This window comes from Rahnella sp. P4_A8 (assembly GCF_056402435.1).
In genome coordinates this window covers 1-21,938 of record NZ_JBFUHK010000057.1, presented here as the reverse complement: position 1 = coordinate 21,938, position 21,938 = coordinate 1, and the positions used below count along the sequence as shown (strand labels likewise).

The 21,938-nt window shown below is 52.6% G+C and carries 19 protein-coding genes and 2 pseudogenes; 11 read left to right on the top strand and 10 right to left on the bottom strand.

Annotation, left to right across the window (positions count from 1 at the left end):
• From spr to AC1DUO_RS19875, 3 genes and pseudogenes are all read right to left on the bottom strand, one after another.
• A pseudogene (gene spr / locus AC1DUO_RS19885) lies at positions 1–89 on the bottom strand (bifunctional murein DD-endopeptidase/murein LD-carboxypeptidase); the annotation flags it as partial.
• A gap of 427 nt (positions 90–516) precedes the next feature.
• Entirely contained in the window at positions 517–1,230 is a 714-nt protein-coding gene (locus AC1DUO_RS19880; RefSeq protein WP_477988438.1) for a phosphatase PAP2 family protein, read from the bottom strand.
• Positions 1,231–1,290: 60 nt separating this feature from the next.
• Positions 1,291–2,265: a CobW family GTP-binding protein gene (locus tag AC1DUO_RS19875; RefSeq protein WP_223510121.1), complete on the bottom strand. Its 975-nt coding sequence runs from the start codon at positions 2,263–2,265 to the stop codon at positions 1,291–1,293.
• 214 nt (positions 2,266–2,479) lie between these two features.
• Between AC1DUO_RS19875 and AC1DUO_RS19870 the strand changes: the two genes are divergently transcribed.
• Both AC1DUO_RS19870 and AC1DUO_RS19865 read left to right on the top strand, forming a co-directional pair.
• Positions 2,480–2,791: a hypothetical protein gene (locus tag AC1DUO_RS19870; RefSeq protein ID WP_013574655.1), complete on the top strand. Its 312-nt coding sequence runs from the start codon at positions 2,480–2,482 to the stop codon at positions 2,789–2,791.
• Between the two features lie 249 nt (positions 2,792–3,040).
• Positions 3,041–3,772: an FCD domain-containing protein gene (locus AC1DUO_RS19865; protein WP_449632247.1), complete on the top strand. Its 732-nt coding sequence runs from the start codon at positions 3,041–3,043 to the stop codon at positions 3,770–3,772.
• Between the two features lie 60 nt (positions 3,773–3,832).
• Here AC1DUO_RS19865 and AC1DUO_RS19860 read toward each other — a convergent pair whose 3' ends face one another.
• Positions 3,833–5,302: a mannitol dehydrogenase family protein gene (locus tag AC1DUO_RS19860; RefSeq protein ID WP_013574657.1), complete on the bottom strand. Its 1,470-nt coding sequence runs from the start codon at positions 5,300–5,302 to the stop codon at positions 3,833–3,835.
• Positions 5,303–5,572: 270 nt separating this feature from the next.
• Complete coding sequence (gene yeiP / locus AC1DUO_RS19855) at positions 5,573–6,145, bottom strand: elongation factor P-like protein YeiP (RefSeq protein WP_015696520.1); 573 nt, start codon at positions 6,143–6,145, stop codon at positions 5,573–5,575.
• Positions 6,146–6,389: 244 nt separating this feature from the next.
• Here yeiP and AC1DUO_RS19850 point away from each other — a divergent pair, with 244 nt between their 5' ends.
• On the top strand, positions 6,390–6,644 hold the full coding sequence (locus AC1DUO_RS19850; RefSeq protein WP_013574660.1) for a YkgJ family cysteine cluster protein: 255 nt from the start codon (positions 6,390–6,392) through the stop codon (positions 6,642–6,644).
• Here AC1DUO_RS19850 and AC1DUO_RS19845 read toward each other — a convergent pair.
• On the bottom strand, positions 6,641–7,855 hold the full coding sequence (locus tag AC1DUO_RS19845) for a sugar efflux transporter (RefSeq protein ID WP_477988436.1): 1,215 nt from the start codon (positions 7,853–7,855) through the stop codon (positions 6,641–6,643). The two genes, AC1DUO_RS19850 and AC1DUO_RS19845, sit on opposite strands and share 4 nt — an antisense overlap.
• Before the next feature lie 463 nt (positions 7,856–8,318).
• On the opposite strand from AC1DUO_RS19845, the gene fruB reads away from it, so the two are divergent.
• The 3 genes from fruB to fruA are packed head-to-tail and all read left to right on the top strand — an operon-like array spanning position 8,319 to position 12,097.
• A complete protein-coding gene (fruB, locus tag AC1DUO_RS19840) occupies positions 8,319–9,449 on the top strand; it encodes a fused PTS fructose transporter subunit IIA/HPr protein (protein WP_477988435.1) in 1,131 nt (376 codons plus the stop codon).
• On the top strand, positions 9,446–10,381 hold the full coding sequence (fruK, locus tag AC1DUO_RS19835) for a 1-phosphofructokinase (protein WP_013574663.1): 936 nt from the start codon (positions 9,446–9,448) through the stop codon (positions 10,379–10,381). The genes fruB and fruK overlap by 4 nt, the downstream gene beginning before the upstream one ends.
• Before the next feature lie 15 nt (positions 10,382–10,396).
• Complete coding sequence (gene fruA / locus AC1DUO_RS19830) at positions 10,397–12,097, top strand: PTS fructose transporter subunit IIBC (RefSeq protein ID WP_013574664.1); 1,701 nt, start codon at positions 10,397–10,399, stop codon at positions 12,095–12,097.
• A gap of 106 nt (positions 12,098–12,203) precedes the next feature.
• Here the strand turns inward: fruA and nfo are convergent, their stop codons facing one another.
• Complete coding sequence (gene nfo, locus AC1DUO_RS19825; protein ID WP_013574665.1) at positions 12,204–13,070, bottom strand: deoxyribonuclease IV; 867 nt, start codon at positions 13,068–13,070, stop codon at positions 12,204–12,206.
• A 90-nt stretch (positions 13,071–13,160) separates the two neighbouring features.
• Positions 13,161–14,267 (bottom strand): YeiH family protein, encoded by a 1,107-nt coding sequence (locus AC1DUO_RS19820; RefSeq protein WP_166860034.1) that lies wholly within the window; start codon positions 14,265–14,267, stop codon positions 13,161–13,163.
• Positions 14,268–14,455: 188 nt separating this feature from the next.
• Here AC1DUO_RS19820 and yieE point away from each other — a divergent pair, with 188 nt between their 5' ends.
• From yieE to AC1DUO_RS19800, 4 genes are all read left to right on the top strand, one after another.
• The gene (yieE, locus tag AC1DUO_RS19815) at positions 14,456–15,328 is read left to right on the top strand and encodes a DNA-binding transcriptional regulator YeiE (RefSeq protein WP_013574667.1); all 873 of its coding nucleotides are present in this window, start codon (positions 14,456–14,458) and stop codon (positions 15,326–15,328) included.
• Positions 15,329–15,459: 131 nt separating this feature from the next.
• Positions 15,460–16,935 (top strand): amino acid permease, encoded by a 1,476-nt coding sequence (locus AC1DUO_RS19810; RefSeq protein ID WP_013574668.1) that lies wholly within the window; start codon positions 15,460–15,462, stop codon positions 16,933–16,935.
• 233 nt (positions 16,936–17,168) lie between these two features.
• A complete protein-coding gene (locus AC1DUO_RS19805; RefSeq protein ID WP_013574669.1) occupies positions 17,169–18,251 on the top strand; it encodes a FecCD family ABC transporter permease in 1,083 nt (360 codons plus the stop codon).
• The gene (locus tag AC1DUO_RS19800; RefSeq protein WP_013574670.1) at positions 18,251–19,090 is read left to right on the top strand and encodes an ABC transporter ATP-binding protein; all 840 of its coding nucleotides are present in this window, start codon (positions 18,251–18,253) and stop codon (positions 19,088–19,090) included. The genes AC1DUO_RS19805 and AC1DUO_RS19800 overlap by 1 nt, the downstream gene beginning before the upstream one ends.
• Positions 19,091–19,283: 193 nt before the next feature.
• Here the strand turns inward: AC1DUO_RS19800 and AC1DUO_RS19795 are convergent, their stop codons facing one another.
• Positions 19,284–20,090: a 5'-nucleotidase, lipoprotein e(P4) family gene (locus AC1DUO_RS19795; RefSeq protein ID WP_013574671.1), complete on the bottom strand. Its 807-nt coding sequence runs from the start codon at positions 20,088–20,090 to the stop codon at positions 19,284–19,286.
• Positions 20,091–20,293: 203 nt separating this feature from the next.
• Complete coding sequence (ompC, locus tag AC1DUO_RS19790) at positions 20,294–21,403, bottom strand: porin OmpC (RefSeq protein WP_013574672.1); 1,110 nt, start codon at positions 21,401–21,403, stop codon at positions 20,294–20,296.
• 324 nt (positions 21,404–21,727) lie between these two features.
• Here ompC and AC1DUO_RS19785 point away from each other — a divergent pair.
• Positions 21,728–21,938, top strand: a pseudogene (locus tag AC1DUO_RS19785) (DEAD/DEAH box helicase); the annotation flags it as partial.

Genomic DNA, 21,938 nt, shown 5'->3' with positions numbered 1-21,938 from the left:
GTACCACTACATGCAGAAAGAATAATTGCTGCACCAATCGCGGGAATTATCCGCGTGATATATCTCAGAAACGGTTGAGACTTGACCATTATTGTTGTTATCCCTTGCTGTCCTTAACGATGAAATCGTTATTAAAATTGCCAAACGAAGCGAGATTACCTGCCATATATCTGTGGGACAAATACCAGGGGGAGGAAATGTGCGTCGCAGCACGTTTTTTTCCTGAACCGGGGTGTTTTTAACACAATTCTATACAGGCGAATTGGAGATTACCGTAATGAACAGGTGATTGCGAGAGGTATTATGAGATTTTTTATAAGAAATTGTGATGTAAGGTGATGTAAGTAAACATGTTAAAAATGCTGTGTGATCTTTACGCGAATTTGGGTTAAAACCGCATCAATAGCGCGTTCAGGGGACATAATACAGCGCAGAGGCGTTGAGAAACATCCTTTAAAAAGGCCCGGCAAATCATAAAGATCTGCCGGGCCATAAATATTATGTATGCATCCAAAATTATGCGTGTGTCTTAGGATTTTTTTTACCGGGTAATTTTTGATCAAGCCAGTTAATCAGCGTATCGCTGGCTGGTGTCATCAGCCACCAGCTGGCACCGACCAGCACGACGGACATTGAGCCGACCGCGATATCAGTAAACCAGTGTGCACCAATCATCACGCGTGGGAGTGAGAAGATGAAGGTGATGATCAAGGCGACAGCGAATGCTGACTTACTCAGGTAGCGCAGCATAAAGCATGAAAAAATAATCAGCATCATGCCATGGTCGCCGGGGAAGCTGTCGCTGGAAGCATCTTTGGTGGRAATGCCGGTCAGTTCGCTCACGCGGTTTACGCCCGGGAAGCTGAGTGACGGGCTTTTATGGCTGACAGGCAATAAATGTCCGAGCTGGTTGAGCACAACGGCAGTCAGCAACATCACGACACCAATAATGATGTACCGGCGACGCCCGTCGCTATCCTGCTTCAGGAAATAGCTCAGATACAGGATTCCCATCGCCAGCAATGAAATCAGATCAAAGGCACGATTATTGGTCACGGCGACCAGGTGCAGAAACCACGCATCAGTGGCCAGATGTTGATTAAAAAAGAAGAAAATCGATTTATCAATCGGGAACCAGAAACCATGGTTTGCTGGCAAATAGAAAGATAAAAATAAGGCAACACCTAATACATTGAGTATCAGGATTGCGGGAATATTGCGGCGCCACATAAAGGAAGACCTATTCTTAGCAAAGTAAGGAATAACTTAGTTAGCGTTAACTTAATCTGATCAACTTAAACGAATCTTCAACAAGGAGGATTGTATTGCATTCCACTGCACTTCATTTTGCGTAATAAGCTCAATTCTGCTGTCTAACGGCGCCACCGGTTTCGTTTCAATGTGTAAGTCATTGCCCTGACGGTTAATCAGTAATGTGCCTTCTTTAATGCGTATAACCCCTTTGACGCGATCAACCGGCACCGCGCGCGCCCAGTCGAGAATGCCCGCGGTCTCAAACTGCGTTTCGCCATCAAATATCCACCCGCAACTGGTATAACCGTCCGCCTGATTCAGTGCGCGACGCCAGCGCTGTTTTCCCGGCAGGCTCAGTGCAGCCAGTCCTTGTTTAGCGGCGTGAGCGTGATGATGTTTACCTTGCGGTAACTCAACCAGATTCTGGCGCGGAAAATCAAGTAATGTCAGGGCGATCTCACCTTGCGAAGCMGTCACCAGAAGACGCTCGTGACCATTCTGCTGATACCAGTCGTCCAGCTTCTGCGTGTCCTGCGCCTGCGTCACATCAGACTTATTTGCCACGATAATGTCTGCTGCGGCTAACTGATCGCGAAAGTTTTCATTATCAGTCACCCGCTGATCGCTTAACTGACGCGGATCCAGCAGACAAAGCGTGGCATTGAGTGTCAGCCAGTTGCTGTAAACGTCAGACGTCAGTAAAGAAAGAATCTGTTTCGGATGCCCCAGCCCGGTGGGTTCTATCAGCAAGCGGTCAGGTTTAGCCTGCTGCAATAACATATTCAGACCGACCTGCATTGGCAATCCGTTCACACAGCACATGCAACCACCGGGGATTTCCTTCAAAACCGCACCACTGCCAGCCAGTAATGCACCATCAATGCCGACTTCGCCGAATTCATTCACCAGCACGGCCCACTTTTCACCTTCAGGCTTCTGAGCCAGAAGGTGGCGCAGCGTGGTGGTTTTTCCGCTTCCCAGAAAGCCGGTGATCAGGTTGGTTTTGGTCATGGTTGCACATCCTTTTTGAAAAATTCCCCGCCAATGTGCAGCGACTCCTTAAGAAAATCCAGCGTTGCGCCGATGTAAGACATGGATTGCTTATTTTTGCCGGCAGGCAAGCAAGATTTATTTTGCCTCCAGACGTGTAAATTCAATTAGATGTATTAATGTTAAATTGTGGTTACGGGAACTTTAAAATTAATAGTTATGATGAGGTGTCACCATGAACAGAATTACCTGTGTACTGTTTTTGGGAGTCATGGCCTCAGGGACGATTCAGTTTGCCAGTGCCGCTGCAACAGGCGGAATTATTCATATTACCGGGTCAATTGTTGACGGAGGATGTCACGTCAGTGCCGCACGTAATGCGGTGATCAGCGACTGTGATCGTGGCGGAAAACAGGTGAGGCAAGTTCATACGCTGAATGCGCAAAATCCTTCTTCTTTCGCCTTGCCTTTGTCTCTCGGGCAGGTCACCACGCGGCATATTAATAATGATCCTCGCCTTGCGGTGATGACGGTGAGTTATAACTAAGCAGCCGTAAATAGTTAGTATCGTTAATATGTTTCGCTCCGGTCATTGAGCGCGGTAATGCAATGTATCGTTATGTGGCCGGACAACTTTATGAACTGGCTGGCCCAATCTTGATCGGGCCGTCAGTTTTCTATTCCTGTCCTTTCCCTTTTTGCTGACATGTTATAATTTTCTCTCTTATTTCAGGCATCAGAACGATTAATCAGATGTCAGACCAATTGAGCTTGTGTCAGTGAAAGGGGCAAAAACATGCGACTTTATCAGGAGATAGGCGGTCATTTACGTCGCGATATCCATGCCGGAAAATATGCCCCTGGCGATCGCCTCCCTCCGGAGCGTGACATTGCGGAATCTTATTCCGTCAGCCGAAGTGTAGTGCGTGAAGCGCTGATCATGCTGGAGCTGGAAAAAGTGGTCGAAGTGCGTAAAGGTTCCGGCGTCTATGTATTGCATCAACCGGAAGATAGCCAGCCGGAAAGCGCTGACAGCGGATATGGCCCGTTCGAGTTATTACAGGCGCGGCAATTGCTGGAAAGCGAAGTCGCGGCTTTTGCGGCGATGCAGGCCACTAAGACGGATATTCTGCAAATGCGCGATGCCATTGAGGCACAGCGAGAATGCATTGCACGTGGCGTCTCCGATGATGCTGAAGATCAGCGGTTTCATGCCTTGCTGGCGCAGGCTTCCCAGAACAGTGTGCTGGTTAAACTGGTGGATGATCTGTGGCTGATCCGCCAGCGCAGCTCAATGTGGCAGGGGATCCATCAGCATGTCGGCGATAAAAACTACAGTCAGATTTGGTTGCAGGACCATCAGACAATCTTGCAGGCAGTACTTCGCAGGGATCCGAAAGCCGCCAAGCAGGCGATGTGGCAGCATCTGGAAAATGTCAAAGATATGCTGTTACAGGTTTCGGATGCTGATGATCCGTCTTTTGACGGATTCCTTTTTTCCTCAGTCCCCTCAGAACTGAACGACTGATACCGCCGCACAAATAAGAACGGCTGCCGCAGCAGCCGTTCTTAGCTTCAGTTGCCGGGCTTAACCTACGTATTTTGCCACGGTTTTCTTCGCGCCAATTCTTTGCAGATCGGCATACGCGCTCAGTATGGCCGCTACGACTTTCTCTTCATGAGGCAATTGCTCACCGAATACGCCCGTCAGGGCCAGCAGGGCTTTCACCCGCGGTTCGCCATCTTCGGTTGATGCCACAATTTTAGCGACGGTTTCAGCCATCGGATCTTTAATCTCAATGGACTGCCCGGCATCATCAGTACCACCGACATAACGCATCCAGCCTGCCACGCCCAGCGCCAGTAATTCATAGGAACCACCATTTTTAACATGCCAGCGGATGGAATCGAGCATACGCTGTGGCAGTTTCTGGGTGCCGTCCATCGCGATTTGCCAGGTTCGGTGTTTCAGCGCCGGGTTGCTGTAACGTGCAATCAGGCTGTCAGCATACGCACCGAGATCAACACCCTCGACGCTCAGCGTCGGAGCTTGTTCATGCAGCATCAGATGATGGGCAGCGGCCTTATAGTTGGCATCTTCCATACAATCGTTGATGTGCTGATAACCGGCCAGATAGCCGAGATAGGCGAGGAAAGAGTGGCTGCCGTTCAGCATGCGCAGCTTCATCTGTTCGAAAGGCAAAACGTCGGCAACCATCTGTGCGCCAGCTTTTTCCCAGTCCGGACGGCCCGCCACGAAATGGTCTTCCACGACCCACTGAATGAAGGGTTCACAGGCGATACCGCAAGGATCGGTCACACCTCCGAGGGCTTCGGTGATTTCTTCCAGCGTATTTTCCGTCGCGGCAGGAACAATACGGTCAACCATGGTGCTTGGGAAAGAGACGTTTCCGGCGATCCATTCAGCCAGTTCTGCGGAACGTGCTTTCGCCATGCCCAGTACGGCGTTTTTTACCACCAGACCGTTTTCAGGAATGTTATCGCAGCATAAAACGGTGAAGCCTGGTAAGCCGCGCTCATGACGTAAACGCAGGGCTTCGACTAAAACGCCCGGAGCGGTACCCGGCGCCTGACCGCCCGCCAGATCCTGCTGAATTTTTGGATTTTGCAGATCCAGTTCGCCGGTGCCCGGCTCAATGCAATAACCTTTTTCAGTGATGGTCAGGGAAACAATCGCGATCTGTGGCTCAGTGAGTTTTTCAAGTACTGCTTCCAGCCCGTCAATCCCGCCGTGCACAGATTCATGTGCAGAGCCGATGATAATCGCCTGATTGCCGTCCGCGCCTTTTTCCAGCACGGTAAACAGATGATTTTGCTGACGCAAACTCTGGATCAGCGTTTCATTGCCGAACAGGCTAATTTCGCAAATGCCCCAGTCGCCCCCCTGGAGGTTCAGCACGCGGTTGGTCAGTAGCGCCTGGTGAGCGCGATGGAAGGCACCAAATCCGAGATGAACAATACGGCTTTTTAACACATCGCGATCATAAGCAGGCAATGACACTGCTGCAGGCAGGGACGCTGTGGCAATAGTTTTCATGCAATACTCCAGGCAAGTCAGAAATAAATAATTGGTCAGGCCAAATTGGGGCTATTTACCCGTCAGTTGAATTTTATGCTGGATAAAGCGACGATTTAAGCCGAAATCAGGGCTTAGAGTGTAAAGTCATATGATAGAAAGGGGAATTGGTAAGTCCAGATAGCCACTCATTTTGTGATGCAGATCCACAGTCTGAAGGATTAATCGCAAAATGCAGACAATAAAAAAGGAACGCCGCAGCGTTCCTTTCAGCAGAGAGCGGGGCGCTGATTAATCCGCGCGCCCCATATAACGACGTTCTGCGATATGAATACGGATTTTGTCGCCAGAACTCAGATATTCAGGAACCTGAATGTTCAGACCGGTGCTCATGACCGCAGGTTTGGTGCGGGAACTGGCGGAAGCGCCTTTGATGCCCGGTGCCGTTTCCACGATTTCCAGATCCACCGTCTGCGGCATTTCAAGCGCCAGCAGCTGGCTGTCCAGCGTCAGAACCTGCATGCCCTGCAAACCTTCTTCAGGGATGAACAGCAGTTCGTCTTCAATCTGCGCCTTATTAAAGGTGTAGGGCGTGAAGTCTTCGTCATCCATAAAGATGTATTCGTCACCATCAACGTAAGAGAAGTTCACTTTACGACGGGTCAGGGTAACGGTATCCAGGATATCGTCGCCTTTGAAGCGCTCTTCCACTTTGCCACCAGTACGAACGTCAGCGAAACGCATTTTGTACAAGGTGCTGGCACCACGGGCGCTCGGGCTCTGAACATCAATATCTTTTACCAGCAGCAATTTGCCGTCGTAGTTCACAACGAAGCCGCGTTTAATTTCGTTAGCACGTGCCATATAAATAACCTGTCAGGAGAGAGATAAATAATTTGCGACACGTTACCCGCGCCGCTGATTTCAGGCAAGCAGATAGCGTAAAAAGAGTCRCGAAAATCCGCTTTATGACGCATATTTTGCGCTTCGCCTGCCGGTATGAAAAATGTTCGGGTTATCGTGTTACAGAGTCGTAAATATTTCGCTGGTGGCGCATTACGCTGCCTGCTATTGTCGCGGCTCAAAATGAGGCCTGAGGAGGCTGTTGATGGACTGTCGTACTGATTGCGGAGCCTGTTGCATAGCGCCTTCAATTTCCAGCCCGATCCCGGGAATGCCAGACGGTAAGCCTGCCAATACGCGCTGTGTTCAGCTGGCTGATAACTTTCTGTGTAAGATTTTCACCTCACCACTGCGTCCGAAAGTTTGCGCCAGCCTGCAGGCCAGCCGCGAAATGTGCTTTACACATCGCGACCAGGCGCTGACTTATCTGATTCAGCTTGAGGCAGATACCGCGCCTTAAACCACCGCTGCGGGCACGTCTTCCGCCGGTTTATCGACGTTTTTCACATTCCAGATACATAACACCGAACCAATCACCATCGCCAGTGCGGCATAAAATACCGCATGGTATGTCCAGAACTGGGCGATCACCCCGGCCAGCGAACCGGCCAGGATCCAGCCCGCCCGCGTTGAATTGGTAAATAACGTGGTGGCCGCGCCCGCCTGACCTGGCATCAGATCCTGGAAATACAGCATGCCGATCCCGGCCAGAATGCCGATGAAAATTGCGTTCAGCAACTGTAAAGCAATCAGCATTGCCGCACCGGTAGTAAACAGAATGCCGCCGTAGAAAATCACCCCCGCCAGCACAGCGAAACGCATCAGGAAGCGTTTCCCCAACTGTTTAGCCAGATATCCGGCGATCAGCATGGTCGGAATTTCCAGACAGGCTGCACTGCCCATCAGTACCCCCGCCAGTTTTTCCGGCAGACCCAGTTCACGCACCACATACAGCGGCATATTGATCAGATAAATGCTGTTTGCTGCCCACATCAGTGAACAGGCGATGAACAGCATCAGCGTATCACGGCGGTTACGGCGTGGTGCTTCCAGCGTGGCGGTGGTCTTGATGTGCGCCTTGGGCATCGAAGGCAGGAACATCCACACCATCACGCCGCACAGCAAGAAAGCCAGCGTGGCAGCGCAGTACATAAAGGTAAAACCAAAGCCTATCGACAGGGCAAAGGCCAGCGGCGGTCCGACGACCCATGCCAGCGAAACCTGTGCGCGCAAAATGGAGCTGAACATCACGGCTTCGCGACCAGTTTTTTCGGAATGCTCCCGTGCTAACGCGAACATCTGCGGGTTAGCTGTGGAACCAAAGCTCGACAGCAAAACGCCGATGAACAGCAGGATAAAGTAATTACGGTTAAAGGCGAAAAGCACACAAGCCAGCGCACCCAGAATGCAGCAATACAAAATCAGCGTTTTGCGGTCACCGCGTTGATCAGACCAGGTCGCCAGCAACTGGCTGACGAAGATGCCAATCACGGCACTGCCGGTAAAGAAGATACCCACCATAAACGGGCTGACGTGAACCTGAGAAGTGAGGAACAGGCTGAGCGTCGGGGTCTGTAACGCGCCTGCAATGCCGGTAAGGAAGGCGATGATCAGAAAAGCAGTTGACGTCATGTCGGGTAAACGGCGGGCTGACGTTGTAGAAATTCGCATTAGCTAAGTGAACCAGAAGTAGAGGAGGGGACGAAATTTGCGCGAATGTTACGACAGTTTAAAAAAAACAAAAACAGGTTTTGATCATCAAAAATGTAAACCACAGTGAATTTGCCATACTGAATAATAAAACCGCACTTTGTGTCAAAAATGACCGGGTGAGGCGTCGCTTCTTCACCGCAATATTGTCCGCAGAGAAGGGGGCAGCTTGCGTCAGCATTTTTCGTCAGCCTGACTTCAGCATTTGCGTTAAGTTATCCGTTTCGGAAAGCTCTCAGAAAGGAAACTGTGCGTAACATCAAAAAATCGTTACGCAAAATCAGGGAAAGCTTGATTTAAATACAGGCCGGATTGAGACTTCTTGAAACGTTTCAGCGTTGTCGGTTTTTCTTCTGAAATCTGATGGCGCTCCTTTTTTCTCAGTAAAGCTGAAACGATTCAATTTCAGCAGGAGAGGAGAATTATGTTCCAACTGTCACAGCAAGATATTCATCTCGGTGCGGCTGCCAGCGATAAGCAGGACGCTATTCGCCAGGTTGCAGCAGCACTGACTCAGGCCGGTCGCGTCAGCGCAGGTTATGTAGACGGCATGCTGGCGCGTGAGTTGCAAACCTCTACTTACCTTGGCAACGGCATCGCAATCCCGCATGGCACCACAGATACCCGTGATCTGGTGCTTGATACCGGTGTGCAGGTTTTCCAGTTTCCGCAAGGGATTACCTGGGGCGAAGGCCAGACGGCATATGTCGTGATCGGCATCGCAGCTCGTTCTGATGAACACCTCGGTTTGCTGCGTCAGCTGACGCACGTCTTAAGTGACGACAGCGTGGCTGATCGCCTGGCAAAAACAGATTCCGCTGAAGAATTACGCAGCCTGCTGATGGGCGAAAAAAATGCGGCTGAATTCCTGTTTGATAGCCAGTTGATCGCAGTCGATGTGGCCGCAGAAAACCTGATCACGTTACAGGCGCTGAACGCTGGCCGCCTGAAAGAGATTGGCGCTGTCGATACCGCTTTTGTCAGCGATGTGATCAGCCGTAAACCGCTGAACCTCGGGCAGGGCATCTGGCTGAGCGACAGCACCGAAGGCAACCTGAAAAGTGCTGCAACGGTAAGCCGTGCACAGCAGGCATTTGATCTGGATGGCGAAAAAGTCTCCATGCTGCTGACGATTTCTGTTGCTGACGATCAGCCGCTCGATGTGCTGAACTACCTCAGTGATTTGCTGATTGCCAACAAAGCTGAACGCTTGCTGACGGCAGATTCCGTCGGTGTGCTGGCATTGCTGACCAGCGAAGTCGAAGAACAAGCCAACGTGCTGACCGCTGAATACGTTATCCGTAACGAACACGGCTTGCACGCCCGTCCGGGTACCGCACTGGTGAACGTTATTAAGCAGTTCAGCAGCGAAATCACGGTAACGAATCTTGATGGCAGTGGTAAACCTGCCAACGGCCGCAGCCTGATGAAAGTCGTGGCGCTGGGCGTGAAAAAAGGTCACCACCTGCGTTTTACCGCGAGTGGTGAGGATGCAGAGCTGGCATTAAAAACCATCGGTGAAGCGATTGCTGAAGGTCTTGGGGAKGGCGCATGAGCCGTCGGGTCGCCACAATTACCTTAAACCCGGCCTATGATCTGGTCGGATACTGCCCCGAAATCGAACGGGGTGAAGTCAACCTGGTACAAACCACCGGCCTGCACGCGGCAGGTAAAGGGATTAACGTTGCCAAAGTGCTGAAAGATCTCGGCATCGACGTCACCGTTGGCGGTTTCCTCGGTAAAGAAAATCAGGATGGCTTCCAGCTGTTATTCAGCGATCTGGGTATTGCGAACCGCTTCCAGGTGGTTAATGGCCGCACCCGTATCAATGTCAAACTGACTGAAAAAGATGGTGAAGTCAGCGATTTCAATTTCTCCGGCTTCAACGTCACGCCTGCTGACTGGGAACGTTTCGTAACGGATTCCCTGTCATGGCTGGGCCAGTTCGACATGGTTGCCGTCAGCGGCAGTCTGCCAGCGGGTGTTGATCCTGACGCTTTCACCGACTGGATGAAACGTCTGCGTGCACAGTGCCCGTGCATCATCTTCGACAGCAGCCGTGAAGCGCTGGTTGCCGGTCTGAAAGCCGCGCCCTGGCTGGTGAAACCTAACCGCCGTGAACTGGAAATCTGGGCTGGTCGTAAATTGCCGGAACTGAGCGACGTGGTAGAAGCCGCGCATGCCCTGCGTGATCAGGGGATCGCCCATGTGGTGATTTCTCTGGGTGCTGAAGGTGCATTGTGGGTTAACGCCTCCGGTGCGTGGATCGCTAAACCGCCAGCCTGTGAAGTCGTCAGCACCGTGGGTGCTGGTGATTCCATGGTCGGTGGTCTGATCTACGGTTTGCTGATGCGTGAATCCAGTGAACATACGCTACGACTGGCCACTGCTGTTGCTGCCCTGGCTGTCAGCCAGAGTAATGTCGGTGTCACCGATCGTCCGCAACTCGCGGCGATGATGGCCCGTGTTGATCTGAAACCCTTTTAATCCGCAGGAGTCAGAATGAAAATGCTGCTGATGATAGACAGTTCGCTGGGACAGGCTCGCAGCCAACTGGCAAAAAATTTGCTCGCTGCTGCTGCGGCGAAAGCAGGCCACTCGTTGACCGAACAGGCCGCTGACGCTGATGTAGTGATTGTGGCCGGTGAAACCGTGCCAAACGAACCTGCGCTGGCTGGCAAAAATATTTATACCGGTAATGTGGCTGATGCAGTCCGTGATCCGGAGGCTTTCCTGCAACGCGCTGTGGCTGAAGCTAAACCTTATGTCGCACCTGTTGCGGCAGCCGTTGCCGCTCCGGCAGCCAGCGGCCCGAAACGTATCGTCGCCATCACTGCCTGCCCGACCGGTGTTGCACACACCTTTATGGCTGCAGAAGCGATTGAAACTGAAGCCAAAAAACGTGGCTGGTGGGTAAAAGTTGAAACCCGCGGTTCTGTAGGTGCAGGCAATGCTATTACACCGGAAGAAGTTGCCGCGGCCGATCTGGTGATTGTCGCGGCTGACATCGAAGTGGATCTGGCTAAGTTTGCCGGTAAGCCGATGTACCGCACGTCTACCGGTCTGGCACTGAAAAAGACCAAACAGGAACTGGACAAAGCGCTGGTTGAAGCTGAAGTGTTTGAGCCGAAATCTCAGGGCGCAGCGACGGGCACCAGGAAGAAAGAAGCGGGCGGCGCAGGCCCATACCGTCACCTGCTGACCGGCGTGTCTTACATGCTGCCAATGGTGGTTGCGGGTGGTCTGTGTATCGCACTGTCATTTGTCTTCGGTATCAAAGCCTTTGAAGTGAAAGGCACGCTGGCGGCGGCATTGATGCAAATCGGTGGCGCTTCTGCCTTCGCGCTGATGGTGCCGGTTCTGGCCGGTTTCATTGCCTTCTCTATCGCTGACCGTCCGGGCCTGACGCCGGGTCTTATCGGCGGCATGCTGGCTGTCAGCACCGGTGCTGGTTTCCTCGGTGGTATCATCGCAGGTTTCCTGGCGGGTTATGTGGCGAAAGCCATCAGCGGCAAGCTGAAATTACCGCAAAGTATGGAAGCGCTGAAACCTATCCTGATTATTCCGCTGGTGGCGAGTCTGATTACCGGTCTGGTGATGATTTACGTGGTCGGTACGCCGGTTGCTAAAATCATGGCGGGTCTGACTGCCTGGCTGCAATCTTTGGGTACAGCCAATGCGGTACTGCTCGGCGCAATTCTCGGTGCGATGATGTGTACCGACATGGGTGGCCCGGTGAACAAAGCTGCTTACGCGTTCGGTGTGGCACTGCTGAGTTCTTCCGTCTACGCACCAATGGCCGCCATCATGGCTGCCGGTATGGTGCCACCTCTGGCGATGGGGCTGGCGACATTGCTGGCGCGTCATAAGTTCGAGCAAAGCGAACGTGAAGGCGGTAAAGCGGCGCTGGTATTGGGCTTGTGCTTTATCTCTGAAGGTGCGATTCCGTTTGCGGCCCGTGACCCGATGCGTGTTCTGCCATGCTGTATCGCAGGTGGTGCACTGACCGGTGCGCTGTCGATGGCATTCCACGCACAACTGATGGCACCACACGGCGGTCTGTTCGTACTGCTGATCCCTGGTGCAATCACGCCGGTTCTCGGTTATCTGGTGGCGATTATCGCCGGTACGGTTCTGGCGGGTGGCGCATACGCGATTCTGAAACGTTCAGATGCTGCGGTAGCCGCGAAAGCTGCTGCATAACAGTAAATCGTTAAAAAACAAAAAGGCGCGACATGTGAATGTCGCGCCTTTTTTATTGCGCCTTCCCTTCGCAGGGGAGGGCGCCGACCGGAATTTACGGTAAAAACTACGCCGCGGCTTCGTCATTCTCGGCAGTCTGCTGCGCTTTCAGCCAGGCGATTTCATCTTTCCAGATATCCGGATTGACAGTTTCGAGGATCATCGGGATGCCGTCGAAACGTGCATCTTTCATGATCCAGCTGAATACGGTATTGCCGATATTGCCTTCGCCAAGGCTGTGGTGGCGGTCAACGCGGCTGTTGAACTCGCTTTTCGCGTCGTTGAGGTGCATCCCTCGCAGATATTGAAAACCAACCACCTCTTCAAAGTGCTTAAAGGTTTTCTCGCATTCTTCTGCCGTGCGCAGGTCATAACCTGCCGCAAAGGCATGGCAGGTATCGATACAGACGCCAACGCGGCTTTTGTCTTCCACGCCTTCAATAATTTTGGCCAGATGCTCGAAGCGGAAGCCAAGATTGCTGCCCTGACCGGCGGTGTTTTCGATAACCGCGGTCACGCCTTTGGTTTTATCCAGCGCAATGTTCAGGGATTCAGAAATCAGCGCCAGGCATTTATCTTCTTCGATTTGCATCAGGTGGCTGCCCGGATGGAAATTCAGCAGCGACAGGCCAAGCTGTTCGCAGCGTTGCAACTCATCAAGAAACGCCTCGCGGGATTTCTCCAGCGCCTCAGTCACCGGGTGCCCGAGGTTAATCAGGTAGCTGTCGTGCGGCAAAATCTGATTGCTTTGGTAACCGTATTTTTCACAGGCCACTTTGAATTTTTCGATGACGTCTTCCGGCAACGGTGCGGCTTTCCACTGACGCTGATTCTTGGTGAAAAGCGCAAAAGCCGTGGCTTCCAGCTCGTGTGCCCTCAGAACCGCCTGATCGACACCCCCGGCCGCACTCACGTGTGCTCCCACAAACTTCATTTTTGCTCCTCAGTTATTCATCGCGTTTATGGACAAATGATAGCGCCTCCGGGCAGGAGGCGCAGCACTGAAGTGTTAAAAGCAGCAATATCAGCCAAAAAGATGCTGAACCACTTGGTTGATACCGGCACCGCCGACAATCAGCCAGATAAACAGCAACGCCGCCAGCAGCATCGGTTTAAGCCCCGCCTGACGCAGTGCGCTCATGTGGGTGGTCAGCCCGAGCGCCGCCATCGCCATCGCCAGCAGCACGGTATCGAGCGTAATCAGCGCCGGGATCCAGCTGTGTGGCAAAATATTCAGCGAGTTGAATGCTGCCACCAGAATAAACAGCAGGGCAAACCATGGGATAGTTATATTGCGCATGCCCGCATTCTGGCCACCTTGTTGTACCTCTTTACGTGACTTCCAGCCAGAGAGCAGCAGCAGGAATGGTGCCAGCATCATGACGCGGATCATCTTGGCGATCACTGCCGCGTTTTCCGCATCCGGGCTGACACCCTGACCGGCCGCCACGACCTGCGCCACTTCGTGCACCGTCGAACCGGTGTAAATGCCGAACTGAGCAGCGGTAAAACTCAGCCAGTGATACTGCGCATTCAGATGCCATAACCACGGATACAGAAAGATGGCGGCTGTCCCGAAGATAACGACAGTGGCGACTGCAACCGTCACTTTCTCTGCTTTGGCATTCAGCACCGGTTCCGTCGCCATCACCGCCGCTGCGCCACAGATGCTGCTGCCTGCGCCAATCAGCATCGCGGTATCGCGATCCAGTTTAAACACCCGCTGTCCAAGCCAGCAGGCGAGGGCGAAAGTGGAGCACAACATCAGCGCGTCGATCACAATACCGGTCGCGCCGACATCGGCGATTTGTGCGAAGGTCAGCCGCAAGCCGTAAAGGATAATCCCCAGACGCAACAGACGTTGTTTCGCCAGCGTCACGCCGTCTTCGCACCAGGGTTTTGCAGCCGGATATACCGTATTGCCGACCACCATGCCGATGACAATCGCCAGCGTCAGCGCGCTCAGGCCGAGATGACTCAGTGCAGGAATATCGCTCAGCCAGAGCGCGAGTGCAGTGATCACACCGGTCAGCGCCAGCCCGGGTAACACGCGGCCAAAGCCCGACAAATGGGGTAAAGGGTGTTTATCCGCCGTCTTTTTATTTTCATTTTTAAGCGCAAGTGTACTCATTGTCCGTTCCTCGTTCAGGAGTGATGAAACAAGGCTACGCCGCGCTTATATAAAAATGAAATAGATTATTACTTTATAACCTAGCTATAAAACTGGTATAAAACCTTCATTCAAAAGAGGCCTGCAAGGCAAGGGTCTATACTTAAAGCACAGCGTGCTGTCAGGCGCGTGAGAATAGCGGGACATTTATGCACATAACATTGCGACAACTTGAAGTTTTCGCCGAGGTGCTGAAAAGCGGTTCGACCACGCAGGCGTCGGTTGTGCTTTCATTATCACAATCGGCGGTCAGTGCGGCGCTGGCCGATATCGAAGGGCAGCTTGGCGTGCAGTTATTTGACCGTGTCGGGAAGCGGCTGGTAATTAATGAGCATGGGCGTTTACTGTATCCGAAAGCGCTGGCGTTGCTCGAACAGGCGGGCGAAATCGAGCGACTGTTCAATCACGATAACGGTTCGCTGCGCATCGGCGCGAGCAGCACCATCGGCAACTATATGCTGCCGGCGATGATCGCGGATTACCGCCTGGATTTCCCCAATACGCCGCTGGAGCTGAATGTCGGTAATACCAATGATGTTATTAACGCGGTGGCGGATTTTCGTGTCGATCTCGGTCTGATCGAAGGCCCGTGTCAGATGCCTGAACTGATCACCCAGCCCTGGCTGGATGATGAACTGGTGGTGTTTGTCGCGCCGGAAAATCCGCTGGCAGGGCGGGTCGTTTCGCTGGAATCGCTGGCGCGTGAACCCTGGATCCTGCGCGAGCGCGGTTCCGGTACCCGTGAGGTGTTAGATCATCTGCTGTTGCCTCAGTTGCCAGATTTTAACCTGGTAATGGAACTGGGGAATTCCGAGGCCATTAAGCACGCTGTACGGCATGGCATCGGGATCAGTTGCCTCTCGCGGCGGGTGATTTCTGAGCAGCTGAGCAGTGGTTCGCTGGTGGAAATCCGGCTGCCCGTCGCGCCGCTGGTGCGTAAGCTTTACCTGATTCATCACCGGCAAAAACATATCTCCGGCGCATTATCACGTTTTCTAACCTATTGTCGCGAAGCCCAATAACGGTCTTTCACTAATGATCTGCGGCCAGTTATGAAGGTGTCTTATAACAGGTCGTTCCTGCTATTCAGAGCGGCAGGTTTTGCTACAATCCGCGCTTAAATTTGCACATGACGAGCGGATATAGGGAAAAAATGGCTCAACAACCTACAAAAAATACGCAGGTGGCTCCCACACTGCGTCGCGAGCTGAAGGCACGTCACTTAACGATGATCGCCATAGGCGGTTCAATTGGTACGGGGTTATTCGTTGCATCAGGTGCGACAGTTTCCCAGGCAGGCCCGGGTGGTGCACTGCTTTCCTACGCATTAATCGGCATCATGGTTTACTTCCTGATGACCAGCCTCGGTGAGCTGGCGGCGTTCATGCCGGTTTCCGGTTCATTCTCCACTTACGGCTCCCGTTATGTTGAAGAAGGCTTCGGTTTCGCACTGGGCTGGAACTACTGGTACAACTGGGCAGTCACCATCGCGGTTGACCTGGTGGCCTCACAACTGGTGATGAATTACTGGTTCCCGGACACACCGGGCTGGATCTGGAGCGCCTTGTTCCTTGGTCTGATTTTCCTGCTCAACTACATTTCCGTGCGCGGTTTTGGCGAGGCGGAATACTGGTTCTCGCTGATCAAAGTGGTTACCGTCATCATCTTTATCGCCGTTGGCGTCCTGATGATCACCGGCATTATGCGCGGTGCTGAAACGGCGGGCTGGCATAACTGGGCCATCGGGGATGCGCCGTTTGCAGGCGGATTTGCCTCGATGATAGGCGTGGCGATGATTGTCGGTTTCTCCTTCCAGGGCACTGAACTGATCGGGGTGGCGGCGGGCGAATCTGAGAATCCGGGCAAGAATATTCCGCGCGCGGTGCGTCAGGTTTTCTGGCGTATTCTGCTGTTCTATATTCTGGCGATTCTGGTGATCAGCCTGATCATTCCTTATACCGATCCGAACCTGCTGCGTAATGAAGTCGGCGATATCTCGGTAAGTCCGTTCACGCTGGTATTCCGTAATGCGGGTCTGTTATCAGCGGCGGCGGTAATGAATGCTGTGATCCTGACGGCGGTACTGTCAGCCGGTAACTCCGGAATGTACGCCTCAACCCGCATGCTGTTTACCCTGGCGAGCGAAGGCAAAGCGCCGCGCATATTCGCTAAGCTGTCGAAAGGGGGTGTGCCGCGTAACGCGCTGTATGCCACCACTATCGTGGCGGCGTTGTGTTTCCTGAGCTCAATGTTTGGTAATCAGACCGTTTACCTGTGGCTGCTGAACACGTCGGGCATGACCGGTTTCATCGCCTGGCTGGGGATTGCGGTCAGCCATTACCGCTTCCGTCGCGGTTATGTCTTACAGGGCCGTGATCTGAAGAGACTGCCTTATCTGTCAGGTTTCTTCCCGTTCGGCCCGGTTTTCGCCTTTGTGTTGTGTCTGATCATTACGCTGGGCCAGAACTATCAGGCATTCCTGAAAGACACCATTGACTGGGGTGGCGTAGCGGCGACTTACATTGGCTTGCCACTGTTCCTGATCATCTGGTTCGGCTACAAGCTGAGCAAAGGCACTAAAGTGGTGAAATACAGCGAAATGGAATTCCCGGATCACGTCGATAAGTAACAGACCCCGATTTCCATGGCATTGAAAAGCGGAGCTCAGGCTCCGCTTTTCAATGCCTGCGATTCACGCCAGGAGACCCATTACGTCATGCTTTGTTACGCCCTTGTTTACTTTGAATGTCTGATAGGTTTTGCAAAACACATTGATAATTATTATCATTTATTTCCTTCCTACGGGAACCCCAGAACATGTTCTCCCGCCGTAAGTTTTAACTTAATGAGATTGAAGCGAAAATGAGTGCAACTACCGAACCCACCCTGAGGGTGAACGTCAACGCCGAAGACAGCGTTATGGGGCGATACCAGAATATCGTGCGCCGCCGTCTGTTAGTTATGCTGATCCTGGTACTGGCGATTGTCGTTTCACTGGTGATTGATTTCATTATGGGGCCTTCGGGGTTATCGCTCGGCACATTGTGGAAAACGCTGTTTGACGCCGCAGCGGCGGATCCGGGCACGCGGGTGATTGTCTGGGATATTCGTCTGCCTTACGCGCTGATGGCGGTGGCGGTCGGTATGTCACTGGGCCTTGCCGGTGCTGAAATGCAGACCATCCTCAATAACCCGCTGGCCAGTCCGTTTACGCTGGGCGTGTCTTCTGCTGCGGCGTTTGGTGCGGCGCTGGCGATTGTGCTTGGCATTGGTATTCCGGGCGTGCCGGATCAATGGTTTATCTCCGCCAACGCCTTCATTTTTGCCTTATTTGCCGCACTGATGCTCGACGGTATCACCCGCTGGACGCGCGTTGCCAGCTCCGGTGTGGTGCTGTTTGGTATCGCACTGGTCTTTACCTTCAACGCACTGGTTTCGCTGATGCAGTTTATCGCCACCGAAGACACCTTACAGGGGCTGGTTTTCTGGACGATGGGCAGCCTGGCGAGGGCGTCGTGGGTGAAACTCGGCGTGATGGTGCTGGCATTCCTGATTTTATTGCCGTGGTCGATGATGAGCGCGTGGAAACTCACCGCGCTGCGTCTGGGTGAAGATCGTGCCGTCAGTTTTGGTATCGACGTGCGTCGCCTGCGCCTCGGTACGTTACTGCGCATCAGTATTCTTTCCGCACTGGCGGTGGCTTTCGTCGGGCCGATCGGTTTTATCGGGCTGGTGGCGCCGCATATCGCCCGCCTGATGTTTGGTGAAGATCACCGTTTCTATCTGCCCGCCAGTGCGCTGATTGGCGCGCTGGTGTTGTCGATGGCGTCGGTAGCCTCTAAAAATCTGGTGCCGGGCGTCATTATTCCTGTCGGTATCGTGACGTCTCTGGTTGGCGTGCCGTTCTTCCTGAGTATTATTCTGCGCCACCGGGGGAACATCTGATGTCTGCGATGTTAGAAACGCGTCCTGAAGATTTACTGAATGCTGCTACGCAGGGCCTGCAAATCCGCGATTTCAACGCCGGATATCCGAAGCGCCGCGTGATCCGCAATCTGAATGTGCCGATGTTGCCACGCGGGAAAATTACCGTTCTGCTCGGGCCAAATGGCAGCGGTAAGTCGACGTTGCTGCGTTCTCTCGCCGGGCTTAACCGTGCGGAAGGGCAGCTGATGCTCGACGGACACGATTTAATGCCGATGCCGTTTGCACGACGTGCAGAGCAGGTGGTGTATCTGCCGCAAACTCTGCCTGCGGGCGTACATCTGCATGTGCTGGAATCCATTATCGTGGCGCAGCGCGCGTCCGGCGGCGGTAAAGGCAAGAATGCGGAAGGTACCGATACAGTGATGGCGCTTTTGCGTCAGTTGGGTATCGAACATCTGGCGCTGAGTTATCTCGATCAGCTTTCCGGTGGTCAGAAGCAACTGGTTGGCCTGGCGCAATCGCTGATCCGCCAGCCGTCATTACTCCTGCTGGACGAACCGCTCAGCGCCCTCGATCTCAACTACCAGTTCCATGTCATGGATCTGGTGCGCAAGGAAACGCAGAAACGCAATATCGTGACAGTGGTTGTGGTGCATGACATCAATATCGCCCTGCGTCATGGCGACCGCGTGCTGATGCTTAAAGACGGTAATCTGATTGCCGATGGCGAGCCGGAAGACGTGATCACTGCCGACAGTCTGGCGCGGGTCTACGGCGTACGCGGCAGAATTGAGCGCTGCTCGCAGGGGACACCGCAGATATTGATCGATGGGTTAGTGGGGAATCCGGAGATTTAACGCGATGTCCTGACAAAAGGCAGACATTACTCAGGCGTTCACCGTTCCGCTCCCTCCCCTGCGAAGGGGAGGGCTGGGGTGGGGTATTAAAGCAAAAACGTTGGGTGAAGTTTCCGCTCAGGCAATTGATTTACAGTCTAAAACCCCCTCCCAACCTCCCCCTTCGCAGGGGGAGGAGCAAACCGCAACGGGCTTATTTCCCGCTCCACGCCTTCAAATTCTGCTCCCGCGCTGACAGTTTCTGCTCAGGCGTCAGCTTGTTGTAATCCTTCGCCAGACCACTTTCCCAGTCACCGTACAGCGGATTTGGCAGCACGATATATTGTGTACCGAAGTGCTGATGGTTCTGATTCACAAACGCCCGACGCTGCTCGTTGCCCTGATGGTAGGTGGCAGAACCAAAGTCATTCAGGTTGTCGCCGATGTAAATCACCACGTGATAACCCGCGGCTTTGATGGAATCAAAACGTGCCTGCTTGTTGGAGGTATCAGAACTCAGCAGCATGGTTTTTTCATTGGCGCCGGTAAAGCCCAGACGGTTCATATTATCCAGTGTCGCGGCGTATTCGCTGGTTTTGCGATTGGACACGTAGAACATCGTGCCGCCGTGAGTGTTGACATAATTAGCGAATTCAACCGCACCGGGAACGGCCGTTGCCTGGCGGGCTGCTGTCCACTGAGACCAGGTCTTGCTGTCGAATGGCTTGTTCGCTTTGACCTGCCACGCACTGTATGCGCTGTTATCGAGCATGGTTTCATCGAGGTCAACGACAACGGCTTTCTTCTGACCAGCCAGAGGCTGCGCCTGATCGAAAGCCATTTTGGCCGTGTTAAATGCCTGATAAGCCAGCGCCTGATATTCACCGGATTGCTGGAACCAGTTCAGTGCCATGACGGACTGATCGTTCAGCTTCTGCTGGGCATCGGTTTTTTGCTGCGCACAGCCACTGAGGGCCAGCATGATTAAAGCACTGGTGGTGCAAAGCGAAATTTTATTCATTGGTTGTCCCTATGCTTGTTACGAAGGATTCGCATTCATGAAAATMGTTAAAACTTTAGCAGATTCAGCGGGGTGTGAAAGAATAAATGATGAGTTACGCGAGATGTGCCGGAAAATGACAGAAATGAAAAAGGCCGGAGGGTGAGTCCGGCCAAAAAAATCAAAGACAGAGAAATAACAATGAGGGGGTAAAACGCTTAAATTTAGAACTGATAAACCAGGCCAACGGCAGTGATATCGTCGTTGTTCAGAGCCAGTTTATTGTCGTCAGACAGTTGGTTGATTTTATAATCAACATACGCAGACATATTTTTGTTGAAATAATAGGTCGCGGCTACGTCAACGTATTTAACCAGGTCGGCATCACCGATATTCTCAATATCTTTTGCTTTAGTCTGGACATAACCCAGTGAAGGGCGCAGGCCATTCTCAAACTGATATTGTGCAACGGCTTCGAAGGTTTGTGTTTTATTCGCAAAACCGCTGCCAGCCGGTGCGCCTGCAATTCCGCCAGGGACGGTGATTGCCACCATATTACGGGTTTCAGCATACATTGCGGCTAAATAAACGCCATTTGCGTCATATTTCATGCCGCCAGTCCATGCGTCTGCTTTATCACCTTTGCCGTAAGTGGAATTACTCTGAGCAGTTGTGCGGTCAGAAGAAGCATAGGCACCACCCAGGCTCACGCCGCTGTCACCCAGTGCGTAAGTGGTGGAAAGTGCATAACCGTCGCCGTTAGCTGTGCTGCTGCCGCGACCGTCGTTTTCATTTTTGCCCTGGTACTGAACGGCAACGTTCAGACCGTCAACCAGGCCGAAGAAGCCACGGTTACGGTAGGTGGCTACGCCGTTGGTACGGCCAGTCATGAAGCGGTCAGCCTTGGTATAACCGTCGCCGCCGAATTCAGGGAACATATCGGTCCAGGCTTCAACGTCGTACAGCGCACCGTAGTTACGGCCATAGTCGACGGAACCGTATTGACCGAATTTCAGGCCAGCGAAGGCCAGACGGGTTTTGGTGCCGGTGGTGCTTGGCGTTTTGCTGTCAGATTCAGCATGGTTAGCCATGACGTTGTATTCCCACTGGCCGTAGCCGGTGATCAGGTCATTAATTTGTGTCTGGCCTTTAAAACCGAAACGAATATAACTCTGGTCGCCGTCATTGCTGGCAGCGTCAGAGAAGTAATGCAGACCTTTCACTTTACCGTACAGGTCCAGTTTATTGCCGTCTTTATTATAAACTTCCGCTGCGTGTGCGCCTGATGCAATCAATAAACCAGGAATTAAAAGTGCCAGAATATTACGTTTCATGAATTTTTACCCTGCATTTTCTATTAAAAGCTTTTTGGGAAAGCTTTATATGAAGTCTTATGGAAAGACGCTAATCACCATTTTTTGCTGTGCATTCCGTGTGGACTCGGATTTTTCTCAGCGAGAGTTTTTTACCGTATTTTTGTGATCAATTTATGACAGTCAGAAATGAACTTTTTCTTTTTTTACACATCCTCCGTTTTTTCTGCACAATTTTCGTTCACCCGTAAGGAGGAGGAATTGAGATTTCGGGCTGCGCCGGAAGCGGGTCTGTGTGACAATAGCTCCCACATTCCTGTCTCACTTCCAACAAAAAAGAGATGCATGGCGCTTTCCCCCGCAGTAAAAAATCAGATAAGCCAGTGGTACAAAGCCCTGCAACAGCAAATCCCGGACTTCATTTCCCGCGCTCCGCAACGTCAGATGATTGCAGAGGTGGCGAAAGCGTTCTCGGGGGATTCTGCACGGCATCTGGCCATTGAGGCGCCAACCGGCGTCGGGAAAACGCTGTCCTATCTGATCCCCGGCATTGCCG

Coding starts and splice junctions, on each gene's coding strand:
- ompC (WP_013574672.1), bottom strand. CDS start 21,403: ATGAAACGTAATATTCTGGCACTTTTAATTCCTGGTTTATTGATTGCA.
- AC1DUO_RS19820 (WP_166860034.1), bottom strand. CDS start 14,267: ATGAGTACACTTGCGCTTAAAAATGAAAATAAAAAGACGGCGGATAAA.
- AC1DUO_RS19870 (WP_013574655.1), top strand. CDS start 2,480: ATGAACAGAATTACCTGTGTACTGTTTTTGGGAGTCATGGCCTCAGGG.
- AC1DUO_RS19850 (WP_013574660.1), top strand. CDS start 6,390: ATGGACTGTCGTACTGATTGCGGAGCCTGTTGCATAGCGCCTTCAATT.
- AC1DUO_RS19860 (WP_013574657.1), bottom strand. CDS start 5,302: ATGAAAACTATTGCCACAGCGTCCCTGCCTGCAGCAGTGTCATTGCCT.
- nfo (WP_013574665.1), bottom strand. CDS start 13,070: ATGAAGTTTGTGGGAGCACACGTGAGTGCGGCCGGGGGTGTCGATCAG.
- AC1DUO_RS19810 (WP_013574668.1), top strand. CDS start 15,460: ATGGCTCAACAACCTACAAAAAATACGCAGGTGGCTCCCACACTGCGT.
- AC1DUO_RS19800 (WP_013574670.1), top strand. CDS start 18,251: ATGTCTGCGATGTTAGAAACGCGTCCTGAAGATTTACTGAATGCTGCT.
- AC1DUO_RS19805 (WP_013574669.1), top strand. CDS start 17,169: ATGAGTGCAACTACCGAACCCACCCTGAGGGTGAACGTCAACGCCGAA.
- yieE (WP_013574667.1), top strand. CDS start 14,456: ATGCACATAACATTGCGACAACTTGAAGTTTTCGCCGAGGTGCTGAAA.
- AC1DUO_RS19845 (WP_477988436.1), bottom strand. CDS start 7,855: ATGCGAATTTCTACAACGTCAGCCCGCCGTTTACCCGACATGACGTCA.
- yeiP (WP_015696520.1), bottom strand. CDS start 6,145: ATGGCACGTGCTAACGAAATTAAACGCGGCTTCGTTGTGAACTACGAC.
- fruA (WP_013574664.1), top strand. CDS start 10,397: ATGAAAATGCTGCTGATGATAGACAGTTCGCTGGGACAGGCTCGCAGC.
- AC1DUO_RS19865 (WP_449632247.1), top strand. CDS start 3,041: ATGCGACTTTATCAGGAGATAGGCGGTCATTTACGTCGCGATATCCAT.
- AC1DUO_RS19795 (WP_013574671.1), bottom strand. CDS start 20,090: ATGAATAAAATTTCGCTTTGCACCACCAGTGCTTTAATCATGCTGGCC.
- fruK (WP_013574663.1), top strand. CDS start 9,446: ATGAGCCGTCGGGTCGCCACAATTACCTTAAACCCGGCCTATGATCTG.